This window comes from Deltaproteobacteria bacterium (assembly GCA_003696105.1).
Classification (GTDB): Bacteria; Myxococcota_A; Polyangia; order Haliangiales; family J016; genus J016.
Genome location: RFGE01000045.1, coordinates 1 through 11744 on the forward strand (window position 1 = coordinate 1; position 11744 = coordinate 11744).

The 11744-nt window shown below is 72.3% G+C and carries 9 protein-coding genes; 6 read left to right on the forward strand and 3 right to left on the reverse strand.

The genetic code is table 11. The features are described from left to right. Positions 1-150 precede the first annotated feature (150 nt). Together D6689_02900 and D6689_02905 are read right to left on the reverse strand one after the other, a co-directional pair. Positions 151-663: a copper chaperone gene (locus D6689_02900; protein RMH44230.1), complete on the reverse strand. Its 513-nt coding sequence runs from the start codon at positions 661-663 to the stop codon at positions 151-153. Between the two features lie 50 nt (positions 664-713). After that, positions 714-1541 carry a phosphatidylglycerophosphatase A gene (locus D6689_02905; GenBank protein ID RMH44231.1) on the reverse strand — a complete coding sequence of 276 codons (828 nt, stop codon included), beginning with the start codon at positions 1539-1541 and terminating at the stop codon, positions 714-716. Here D6689_02905 and D6689_02910 point away from each other — a divergent pair. Both D6689_02910 and D6689_02915 read left to right on the forward strand, forming a co-directional pair. Next, positions 1322-2200: a CDP-alcohol phosphatidyltransferase family protein gene (locus D6689_02910; protein ID RMH44232.1), complete on the forward strand. Its 879-nt coding sequence runs from the start codon at positions 1322-1324 to the stop codon at positions 2198-2200. The genes D6689_02905 and D6689_02910 overlap by 220 nt on opposite strands. A gap of 231 nt (positions 2201-2431) precedes the next feature. Next, positions 2432-4462 carry a S1 family peptidase gene (locus D6689_02915; protein ID RMH44233.1) on the forward strand — a complete coding sequence of 677 codons (2031 nt, stop codon included), beginning with the start codon at positions 2432-2434 and terminating at the stop codon, positions 4460-4462. Here D6689_02915 and D6689_02920 read toward each other — a convergent pair. Next, positions 4428-6857, reverse strand: coding sequence for a hypothetical protein (locus tag D6689_02920; protein RMH44234.1), 2430 nt, complete (start codon positions 6855-6857; stop codon positions 4428-4430). The two genes, D6689_02915 and D6689_02920, sit on opposite strands and share 35 nt — an antisense overlap. Positions 6858-6985: 128 nt before the next feature. Here D6689_02920 and D6689_02925 point away from each other — a divergent pair, with 128 nt between their 5' ends. The 4 genes from D6689_02925 to tmk form a co-directional block, all read left to right on the forward strand. Continuing rightward, the gene (locus D6689_02925; protein ID RMH44235.1) at positions 6986-7531 is read left to right on the forward strand and encodes a lamin tail domain-containing protein; all 546 of its coding nucleotides are present in this window, start codon (positions 6986-6988) and stop codon (positions 7529-7531) included. Then, positions 7528-9447: a hypothetical protein gene (locus D6689_02930; GenBank protein RMH44236.1), complete on the forward strand. Its 1920-nt coding sequence runs from the start codon at positions 7528-7530 to the stop codon at positions 9445-9447. The genes D6689_02925 and D6689_02930 overlap by 4 nt, the downstream gene beginning before the upstream one ends. Positions 9448-9475: 28 nt before the next feature. Then, a complete protein-coding gene (locus tag D6689_02935) occupies positions 9476-10576 on the forward strand; it encodes a hypothetical protein (GenBank protein RMH44237.1) in 1101 nt (366 codons plus the stop codon). Further along, positions 10501-11744 (forward strand): dTMP kinase (tmk, locus tag D6689_02940; protein ID RMH44238.1); only part of this gene is annotated, 1244 nt, incomplete at its 3' end. The genes D6689_02935 and tmk, both read left to right, overlap by 76 nt.

Genomic DNA, 11744 nt, shown 5'->3' on the forward strand with positions numbered 1-11744 from the left:
CGTCCGTGCCGGGCAGGCGCGCCGGCGCGCGGCGGACCGCCGCCGACCGGCGAGCCGCGGTGATCGCTGCGGCGCCCGATCCGCCGCCGGAAACGCGCGCCGGCCGGCGGCGCGCGTCACACTCCCGTCGCGGTCGGGGCGGGCGGGTCGCTACTTGACCCGGTAGCCGAGTTCGCCGATTCGGCGCCGGGCTGCGTCCGCCGCGTCCTCGTGCCCGGGAGCCACCGCGACTCGCACGCGGCCCAACTCGGCGCTCGCCTCGACGGCCGCGACTCCGTCGATCGCGCCGACGTTGGCGATGATGCGTCGCTCGCAGCCGCCGCATGACATGCCCTCGACGTCGAACGCGATCCAGTGGGCGTCCGCCGGGACCGGGCGGCGCGTGACCGCGGCGGCCTCGTCGTCCCACTGGTTGCAGCCGCCCGCGTGCTCGTCGGCCGCGTGCTCGCACGAATAGCCGTCCTCGTCGAACTGGCCGTCGCCGTGCGCGGCACCGCCGGCGCAGCTTTTTCCGTCGGCGCTCGAGCCCGCGGCGGCGAGCGTCGCCGGCCGAGGCGGCGACGGATCCCGCGCGGCGGGCTTGTCTTCGGTGCGGATACAACCAATGGATGCAACCGCGAGCGGCAGGGCAAATGCGAACGAACGGCGAATGAACGAATGCACGGGGAACCTCCTGTCGAGCCGACGCGGCGGCTGGCCGGCGTGTGGAGCGGCTAACCGATCCACGATGCGAGGCATACCATGATCGCGGCGCCCAGCGCGCCGGCGGCGACATCGTCGAGCACGACGCCGGCCCCGCCGCCCACCTGGCGGTCGATCCAGCGCACCGGCGGCGGTTTGACGATGTCGAGGACGCGGAACACCAGGAAGCCCGCGGCGAGCAGCCACCAGTCCGACCGGTCGACGAGCGCGACCGTCACGAAATAGCCCGCGACCTCGTCGATGACGATGCGGCCGCTGTCGTGGGTGCCCCACGCGGCGTCCGCACGGCCCGCCGCCCAGATGCCGCCGGCCACGACGGCCGCAATGAGCGCGGCAAACGCCCACGCCGGCAGCCCGGCCGCGAGGTACGCCAGCGGCGCGGCGACCGCCGTACCGGCGGTGCCCGGCGCGATCGGCGAGTACCCCGCACCGACGACCGTGGCCACGAGCTTTGCGAGCCAGGTCACCGGAACCTCCGCGGTGCAGGCCGCAGCGCCGGCGGTTTCGGCGCGTGCGACCCGCGGGGGCGCGATGGGATGGCAATCTGCGGCACGGTTTTCGCTTGGCGAGTGACGACACGCGATGATACAGAGTCGTACCGTTCGAGCCAGGCTCTCCGGTGGAATTGTTCGTCGACAATCAGTATGCGGTGTTGATCCCGGCCCTCGTGCCGCTGGCGTATCTCGTCGGCGGGCTCGTGGTGTTCGCGGTGCTGTGCGCCGTCGGCCGGCGGCCGAGCGCGCCCCAGCACAAGGAAACGGAGCAGCTGGGCACGCTGTCGGTGTACTTGCACTGGATGCTGCGGCCGGCAGAGCGGTTCGCCGTGCGCGCGCGCGTATCGCCCAACGCGATGACCTGGGGCTCGGCCGCGTGCGCTTGCGCGGCCGGAGCCATGCTCGCCACCGGGCACTTCGCGCTGGCGACGTGGTCGTTCGTGCTCGCCGGCATCTTCGACTTGATGGACGGGCGCGTTGCGCGGCTCACCGGCCGGCAGACGCGCTCGGGCGCATTCCTCGATTCGGTGCTCGACCGATGGGGTGAGCTGTTCGTGTATTCGGGGCTCGCCTGGCAGCTTCAGGGGTCGTGGGCGATGGGGGCGGCGCTCGCCGCGCTCGGCGGCGCGTTCATGGTGGGCTACACGCGCGCGCGCGGCGAGGCGCTCGGCGTGACGATCGCCGGCGGCGCCATGCAGCGCCCCGAACGCCTGTTGCTCACGGTGGTCGGACTGCTGTTCGCTGCGGTGTTCGACGCCGACCCGACGCTGCGCGGTTACGTGCCCGCGATCCTCGGAACCACCGCGTCCATCGTCGGCGCGCTGTCGATCATGACGGCCGCCGGGCGACTGCGCGCCGGCTACCGCATGCTGGACGGCAAGGCCCCGCATCCGCGCGCGCCCGCCGAGACGTACGCCGACGGCGCGCCGGTGCGCCAGGGCGCGGTCGCGCGGGTGCTGCGCATCGGCCGCGCTGCGCCGGGCGACCGTGCAGCCAACGGCTGATGGGCGCGGGCGCCGCGGCCACGGGGCGGGCTCGCCGCGCGGGCGTCACGCGCTGGCGGCCAGCTCGATGATGACCGGTGCGTGGTCGCTCGGCTTCTTGCCCTTGCGCGCTTCGCGGTCGATTCGGGCGTCGACGAGGCGCGCGCGCGCCGGCGGGGACACGAAGCAGTAGTCGATGCGCAACCCGCGGTTCTTGGGGAACGCGAGCATTCGGTAGTCCCACCACGAGTAGTGGCCAGCTTCGTCGTGCAGCTCGCGGAACGCGTCGACGAGGCCCCAGTCGAGCACCGCGCGCAGCGCGCGCCGCTCCGGCTCGCTCGCGAGGTTCTCGCCCTCCCACGCGGCGGGGTCGTAGATGTCCCGGTCGTCGAGCGCGACGTTGAAGTCGCCGCAGACGACGGTCGGCCGCGCCGGTTCTTCGTTGCGGTCGAGGTAGCGCCGAAGCCGGCCCAACCACTCGAGCTTGAACCGGTAGTCGTCGTGGCCGACCTCCTTGCCGTTCGGCACGTAGACGGACAGCACGCGCACGCCGTCGACCGTGGCCGCGATCAGGCGCGCCTGGTCGTCCGGACCGCCGTCGTCGAACCCGGTGCGAACGTCGTCCAGCGGGCGGCGCGCCGCGATCGCGACGCCGTTGTACGTCTTTTGCCCGTGCGCGGCGACGCGGTAGCCGGCGGCCGCAAACGCATCGTGCGGAAACTGGTCGTCGGTGACCTTGGTTTCCTGCATGCACAGCACATCCGGTGCGTGTCGCTCGAGCCACGGGATGACGCGGTCGAGACGGCTGCGGATCGAGTTGACGTTCCAGGTGGCGATCTTCATGGCGGCGTCCGCGTGGGTGCCGCCGGGAGGATAACGCGATTGTCGCCGGCCGTCGTCGTGCGATACTTCGCGATCGTGGACATCCGGACGGGCAAGTTCGCGTTCGCGGCGGCGTTCGTGGCGGCGTGCGCGGTGGACGGGGGCGCGCTGCCGGTGCGCGACCGCGGCGACGAGCTGATCGGCGGCACCGAGGTCGCCGACGGCGAAGACGAGGCGGTGGTCGCTCTGACCAACGGGGGCTTTCCGTTCTGCTCGGGTACGCTGGTGTCGCCGTCGGTGGTGGTCACGGCGGCGCACTGCCTCGAGATGCCGAGCGACCCGGCGGTCTTCTTCGGCGCCGATGCGATGGCGTCGGGTCGCCGCGTGTCCGTCGTGCGCCGCGAGGTTCACCCGGAGTGGACCGGGGAGCTGGGCGCCAACGACATCGGCGTGTTGCTGTTGGTGGCGCCGCAGGATCCTGACCTGCCGGTGCCGCTGAACCGGTCGCCGGCGACCGATCACGTAGGGGAGCCCTATCGCGTCGTCGGCTACGGCACGTACGATGTCGTCGGCGGTGAAAACCGGGCCGACGGAAAGAAGCGACAGGGCACGACGACGATCACCGGCACGAGCGGCGCGGACGTGCTGCTCACCGGCGACGACACGGTGCGTATCTGCTTCGGCGACTCGGGCGGCCCCGGCTTCGTCGCCATCGACGGAGTCGAGTACTTGGCCGGTGTCCACTCGTACACGTCGAGTTCCCAGTGTGTCGCGCCGATGGGCGACACGCGCGTCGACCTGCACGCCGACTCGTTCATCCAGCCGTTCATCGACGAAAACGATCCCGCGTGCGGGCGCGACGGCCGGTGCGCCCGCATCGGTTGTACGGACGACCCGGACTGCGAGCCGTGCGGCCCGAACGGGGAGTGCGTCGAGGATTGCCCGCTACCCGACTGGGATTGCCCGACTCAGGAGATGGGCGAAGTGTGCCAGGCGGACACGCAGTGCACGACCGGCGTGTGCGTCCACTGGATCGCGCAGCCCACGACCAAGTTCTGCACGGTCGAGTGCGCCGGCGACGCCGACTGCCCGGACGGGATGACCTGTCAGAACCGGGACGGCCGCACCGTCTGCTACTTCGACGGCGACCACGAGCCGCCCGGGCTGGTCGGGGCGGCGTGCGAGGACGCATCGGACTGCGGCGCGCAGATCTGCGAAGACGGCGTGTGCACGATGACGTGCGATACGTCGATCGGGCGGCTGTGTCCGCAGGGGTTCCGCTGCGAGAACCGCACGGGCGAGTGGCGCTGCTACGCGCCGCCGCGGTCGGGCGGCGGCTGCGCCACCGGCGGCGGTGGTGCAGCGGACGGGTGGGCGGTCGCCGTCGCCGTCGCGCTCGCCGTCGTCGCCGGCCGGCGGCGCCGCCTCACGGGCCGAAGTCGGCGGCGGTCCGCGGCATGATGCGCCGGCGGTTCCACCGGTACATCATCACGCCCGTGACCGGTGTGGCACCGACGTGGGCTGCCCAGTCGGCGTCCTGGTAGAAGCGGTCGTACACGACGACGCTCGCGCCCGGACCGTTGACCTGCCACAGGTTCGGATCCGTGCAACCGGACCCGTCGGCGCTGCAGTCCCACGGCGCGTCGACCGACTCGATGTCGGTGATCGTCACGAGTACGCCCTCGTAGGCCTCGGAGGCCGCGTCGGCGATGGCGACCGGCGCCGGCGCGATCGACATCTGCGCGCCCGACGCGATGACCGTCGCACTGCCGATCTCCGTGTCGCCGAAGTACTCCTCCACCGTGCCCTCTACGGTCACCACGTCGCCGACTTCGACGCCGGGGGCGCCGCCGGTGAACACGAGGACGCCCGAATAGGCCGGGCCGCCGGCCGGATTCGGATCCTGCACGCTGATCGAGTTGGCGCCGACGCCGGTGACGACGACGTCGACGACGCGGACCGGCCGTCCCGGGTCGACCGCTCCCGTCTGAATGTCGGCGATCGTCGCGGCCGGCGGCGGGCACGGGCCGGACGGGTTGGCCGCGTCGGGACACGGGTCGCACGCGTCGCCGCGCTCGTCCCCGTCGGCGTCGGCCTGGTCCGCGTTGGCGTCGAACGGGCAGTTGTCGGCGTCGTTGTCGACGCCGTCGCCGTCGAGGTCGGCCGGCAGCGGCGTGTCGTCGCACGGGTCGCCGATGCCGTCGCCGTCGGCGTCCGGCTGCACGCCGCCGTCGATTGGTCGGATCGGATTGAACACGCGCGGGCAGTTGTCGTCGGCGTCGCCGATGCCGTCGCCGTCGGCGTCCTGTCCGGTCACGCCGTCGAATTCGCCCGGGCGCGTGGGCGCGCAGCTCGGTTCGCCCGCCGGCGTGCCGCAGAAAAACGCGGGATAGACGGCATCGGCCTGCGACGCGAGCGCGCTGTAACTGGTGCCGAACTCCCGCTGGGCGCACACCGCGCGCGGCCGGCCGCACACGTCCACCGGGTCGCACGATTCGCCCAGGGCGGCCAGCACGTCGGGTTCGCCGTACAGCGCCTCGCCGGACCGCAGCACGAGCGCGACGTCGGCCGCGGTGGCTTCGATCACCGCGCGGTGCTGCCGCTGGCCGCCGTCGAACACGGCGATGTCGGCGAGCTTGCCGACTTCGAGCGACCCGAGCCACGCATCGGTCGCGGTGGCGCGTGCAGCGTTGATCGTCGCCATCTGCCACAGCTCGCGGTCGGTGAAATAGCCGTCGAGATGTTCGCGGTTGAACGCATCGGCGCAGGCCAGCTCGCGGCCCATGTGGATCGAACCGGACAGCGACCAGTCGGTGCCGAGCGCGATCGTGCCGCCGAACCGATCGAACACCGTCACCTGCGCGGTGATCCCGTACAGATCGATGTTCGAGCGCACCGACCAGATGATCTCGGCGCCGTCGCGCGCCATTCGGTAGTAGTCGGCGGCCGTGAGCCCGATCGCGTGGATGTGTGACACGTTGTCCTCGACGAAGTCGCGCGCGCCGCCGGTCGACCGGCTCTCGCAGCGGAACTCCTCGGCGGCGTAGTCGTCGATCCCCTCGGCGACGTGCGGCAAGTACGCCGGGTAGGTCGCGACCGACGCCTCCGTCTCGTGATAGTTCCACTGGCAGTTGGCGTGGAACTGCTCGTCGGCGTCGCCGAGCGGGAACGTGTCGAACTTCACCGCGGTCATCGGCAGGCCGTGCGCCCCGGCGCGGTCGAGATTGCGCACCATCCCGTCGGCCTGGCCGGAGCCGGCCATGGCGGTCGTGCCCGCAAATACCTGGCGCAGCTCGACCCAGCGGTTGCCGGTGGACGTGGCGCCCGTGCCGTGCGGGTTCTGCGGCGCCGGCAGCGAACCGCGCCAGTCGTGGCGGTGGTCGTAGCGCGTCGTCCCGTGGTCGACGGGCGGGTTCTCGCTGAACGTCATGTGATCGTGCGGGTTGATCAGCGCCGGCGAGATCGCGGCGCCGGCGCAGTCGATCACGGTCGCGCCGTCCCACGCCGGGTTCGTCGCGCAGTCGCACCCGACGCAGGCGATGGCGCCGTCGGCGTCGATCAGCACCGCGCCGCGCTCGTAGACGGTGTCCGGGGCCAGTACGGTGCCGCGCACGACGACCGCGCCCGTCGTCCCGGCGGTCGCGTCGCAGATGCCGTCGGTCGCCGCCGGGATGTCGTCTTCGCAGGTGACGGTCGGCTCGGGCGTCGCGTCCGGTGCGGGGGCCGCATCCGCGGCGGCGCCAGCGTCCGGGCCGGCGGTCGCGTCGGGCTCGTCGTGTCCGTCGCTGCCTCCGCACGCGACAGCCAGCGCCAGCGTCCACAGGCCGACAACTCCAACCGAGGTTCGCGATTGCATCGGATAGCTTGTAATGCCGCACACGGGTTGATGTCGACGACTTTCGTCGCCGTGCGCCTCGAAAAACTGATGTTGACGACCCGATTTCAGTGGGTTGCGCTGGTACCGGGTTTGCTTTCGTCTCGCGCGTGTCCGAGCGAGACGCCAGGCGCGCGGTGGGGATGGCGCCCGGGAGCGCGCCGCCGGCCGCGCGCCAAATCGGCCGCCGCGTGCTGCAGGTCGCGGCGGTGCTGGCCGCCGCCTGCGACCCGGCCGCCGGCCCTCCCGACGCCGGCGGTCCCGACGCCGGCGCGGTCGCCCAGGGGTCGCCGGCCACCTCCGACGTCGCGATCAACGAGGTGTCGCCGGCCGGCGACTGGGTGGAACTGGTCAACCGAACCGGCGCGCCGATCGCGCTCGACGGCATGTTCGTCACCGACAAGGCGGATCGGCTCGACCACTACCAGCCGCTCGCCGGCACGCTCGCACCGGGCGGCGTCGCGGCGATCGACGCCGTCGCGTTCGGCCTGGGCGACGCCGACGAGGTGCACCTGATCGCGCCCGACGGCCTCGTCGTCGACGGGCTCGCCTACCTGTGGCTCGACGGTTCGCCCGGCGAGTCGCTCGCACGCCGGCCGCACGCGGACGGCCCGTTCTACCGGGCGGTCGCCAGTCGGGGGGAGGTCAATCCGTGACGCGACTGGCGGCGGTGTGTGCAGTGGCGGCCGCCGCGGCCGCGTGCGACGGAGCGCGCGACCGGCAGTGCGTGATTCCTCCCGGCGTCGACGTCGCGTGGACTTCCGAGATCGGCTGTCCTGCCGACTACGACCAGTTGTGGGACGGCCGCGACGATGCCCTGTTCGCCAACACGCGCACGGTCAACTGGCTCATCGACCGCGAGGACGGCGATCGCCTGTATTTTATCGACTCGACCCGCTATCGGCTGCACTACGATTTCGCCGCGCGCTACCTCGACGGCGACGGGCATACGCCGGTCGGCACACTCGGCGAGTTTCAGCTCAACTACCGGCGGCCCAATCGCCGGTTCGTGCTCGGCAAGCTCGTTCACTACCTCGACGCCGGCTACGTGACGCTCGAGTTCAGCGCCGGCGACACGGCCGGCGCCGACATGATCGCCGGCGCCTTCCGTCGCGTGGCGTCGGCGATCTACGACGGCGATGTGCTGGCGTTCCGCCCGGTGTCCGCTCGGCACGTGGAGCTGGCGCCGGAGTTGGCTCGCCGTATTCCGGTGGTCACGAGCGACGAGGTGTTCGCTGGACAGGTGTATCAGCCACTAAACCGCAAGACCGGCTACGGCACACTGCGGTTCGTTCGCCTCGCTCAGCTGGCCTCGCGGCCGCCGCTGCCGACGGATATCGTGGTGATCGATCGGGTGCCGAACGACATTTCGATGGTGTCCGGGATCATCACGGCCGAGTTCCAGACGCCGCTGGCGCACGTCAACATCTTGTCCAAGAACCGCGGTACCCCGAACATGGCGCTTCGCGATGCGTTCGACGATCCGCGGCTGCGGGCGCTCGAGGGACGGCTGGTTCGCCTCGACGTGGGCGCGCAGGAGTTTGCCATCGAGCCGGCCGACCGGGAGGCCGCGCAGCAGTTCTGGGATGCGCTTCGCCCGGCTGAACCGCTGGTGCCGCGCTACGACCTGTCGGCGGCCGGCCCGCAGCCGCTGGAAGATCGGACGGCGGACGACGCGATCGCGATCGGCGCGAAGGCGGCCAACCTCGCCGAGTTGATGCGCGTGGCCGGCGGCGTACCGCTGCCGCCTCGCCCGTTTGCCATCCCTTTTTCCGATTACGACGCGCACCTGGCGCGCGCCGGCGTGTGGGCCGACGTCGACGCGCTGCTCGCCGACGCGCCGTCGCTCGCGCCGGACGAGCTGCAGCGGCGCCTGTTCGCGATCCGCTGGGCGATCTTCTCGGCGCCGGTGGACCCGTCGCTGCACGACGCGCTGGTCGCGGCGATCCGCGACCGCTGGGGCGACGACGTCAAGGTGCGGTTCCGCTCGTCGACCAACGCCGAGGATCTCGCCGAGTTCACCGGAGCCGGCCTCTACACGTCCGCCAGCGGGCGCCTCGCCGATCCCGACTCGATCGATGCGGCGCTCAAGACGGTGTGGGCGTCGGCTTGGAGCTACCCCGCGTTCGTCGAGCGCGACTTCTACCGGGTCGACCACCGGGCGGTCCGGATGGGCGTACTCGTCCATCCCGCGTTCGTCGGCGAGGCGGCCAACGGCGTCGCCGTCACCATCAACGAGTTCCAGGCGCGGCGACCGGCGTACTACATCAACGCTCAGATCGGCGACATCTCGGTGACCAACCCGACAGGCATGGCGACGCCGGAGCAACTCCTCTACTACACCTGGTTCGACACTCCCGAATGGGAGGTGATCTCCCGTTCGTCGATCGCCGGCGGCCCGGTGTTGGCGGAATCGGATCTGGTGGCGCTCGCCGGAGCGCTCGAGCGCATTCACCAGCATTTTCGGGGGCGGCTCGGCGGGGGCCTCGACTTCGCGATGGATGTCGAGTTCAAACTGGGCCCGGACCGCGAACTGGTCGTCAAGCAAGCGCGCCCGCTGGTGCGCCGCTGACCGCAACGGCGTGTAGTATCGTAGCTGCGTGCGCTGGGTGGCGATAGCTGCGATCGCCGTGTGTGTCGCGCCGCCGACCGCGCGAGCCGACCGCCTCGAACTGCACGGCCGGGTGTTCGCGCGGCAGACCGCGTCGCGCGTCGACGCGACCGACGGCGGCGCCGCACCCTGGCGGTGGGACCAGGACGTCGCGAGCGCGCGCTTCGGCGTCGAGTATCGCGCCGGCCGGCGCGTCAAGCTGTCGCTCGAAGTGGAGTTTTCCGACGGCGACGCGCGGCCCAAGGACGTGTGGGTCAGATGGCGGCCGGTGCGGGCGGTGGCGGTGCAGGCCGGTCGCTTCAAGCGGCCGATCAGCGCGGTGCAACTCGCGGGGCTGTGGGATCTGCCGGTCGTCGAGCGCGGGCTGCTCGGGGATCTGGAGGTGTCCGGGGTCCGGCTGCCGGTCGGCGGGCGCGGTGACGGCATTCGGGTTGCATGGACCTCGGCGGTCATGCCGGTGGGCGTCGAGGTCGCCGCTTTCGCTCCCGACGTGTCGGTCGCACCGGATGCGTCGCGCCACGTGCCCGTCGATCCGTGGGCGCGCGTCGAGTGGCGCGTCGCCCGCGGCGTCACCTGGGGCACCAGCTTCGGCCTGGCCGCGTTCTACGACAAGCCGGATCGCGCGGTGAATTACCGGCACGCCCCGGTCGCGGGCGTGGACCTCGCGGTCGAGCGCGGCCTGGTGCGCGCGTGGGTGGACGCAATCGCCGGCATCGACCCGTTGCCGTTCGCGCTCGACGTGGCGACGATCGACCTGCCGTGCGCGATGGGCGGCGACGGGTCGGCGACCTGCCCGCCCGTCGAGTTGATCGCCGACCGCGGCGTGTTCGCCGCGGTGCGAGCCGTGGCCGGTGCGCGCGTCGACCCGGGCCGCGGCGTCCGCGCGGTGATGCCGTTCGTGTCCGCGACCGGCGTGGACCTCAACACGCGCTTTGCCGACGACGAGGTGGGCCAGGTCGGCGGCGGCGTCGCCGTCGAGTTGGGCAGGCACCTGCGCTGGCAGGTGCACGCCGAGTGGACGGTGGCGGCGGCCCGCGCGCCGGTGCGCGACGCGGTGCGCGCGATGGTGCAGCTCGGCGCGGCATTCTGACGGGACGGCGCATGTTCATCGTATTCGAGGGCATCGACGGAAGCGGCAAGACGACCATCTCGAACCGCGTCGCGAAGCTGCTGCGCCGGCGCGGCCGGGCGGTCGCACACGTGCGCGAGGGCGGCGAGTTCGCGCAGCCGCTGGTGTCGCGCCTGCGCGAGTTCGGCAAGGACCGGCGCAACTTCGAACTCGAACCGGTGGCGGAGTTGTTGCTATACGCCGCGCGTGAGGCGCAGCTGATCGCCGACGCAGTCCGACCGGCGCTCGCCAGCCACGACCTCGTGTTCGCCGACCGCTACCTGTATTCGTGCGAAGTACTCGCCTGCGATGGCCGTGGGCTCGCGCGAGACATCGTGAGGCCGATCGTCGACGCCACGGCGTGTGGGCTGTGGCCGGACCTGGTCGTGCTGTGCGACGCCGATCCGCACATCGCGCGCGCCCGCCGCAAGGCGCGCAAGATCGCAAAGACTGCCGCCGGTCCGCGCGACGACCGCGGCGGCGGCAGCCGCAAGTCGCTGGGCGGCGTCGGAATGGCGCACCGGATGCGTTCCGGTTACCTCGCGCTGGCAGCGCGCGAGCCCGCACGGTGGCTCGTCGTCGACAACACGTGGTCCCGCCTCGACGACGTGGTCGACCGTGTCGTCGGCGTCATCGACGCGATCGCGAGCGGCGCGCCCGTGGCCGACGCCATCGCGCGCGCCCGAGCCGCGCCGTTCGCGTCGCCGCCGGCCGCGGACGAGCCGACCGCCGGCGCGGCCGCGCGCGCGTTCTTCGCGTTCGTCGAAGATCGGGCGGAGCGCGAGCCGGGCGTCGCCGCCTACCTGCTGTCCGGGCTCGACGACGACCGCGCGTGGGCGTTGCGCCGGCAACTCGCGGCGGACGAGCCCGCGCTGGTCGCCTACTCGATCCGCGGGATGAACAGTGAGGCGGCGTGGCAGTTGCGGGCGGCCCTGGTGGACGACGCACCGTACCAGGTGGCGCGTTCGCTCGCGGGGAATGCGGTGGATCCGCGGCGCGCGGCCGACTTGCGCGAACGGCTCGCGGCGCACCAGCCGCTCGGCGTCGTCGCGTCGCTTCGCGGAGACGCGACGGAGGCCGCGTGGCGGCTGCGCCGGCGGCTGGCCGACGCCCACCTGCTCGCGGTCGTCGCATCCCTGGCCGGCGACGA

Coding starts and splice junctions, on each gene's coding strand:
- D6689_02920 (RMH44234.1), bottom strand. CDS start 6,857: ATGCAATCGCGAACCTCGGTTGGAGTTGTCGGCCTGTGGACGCTGGCG.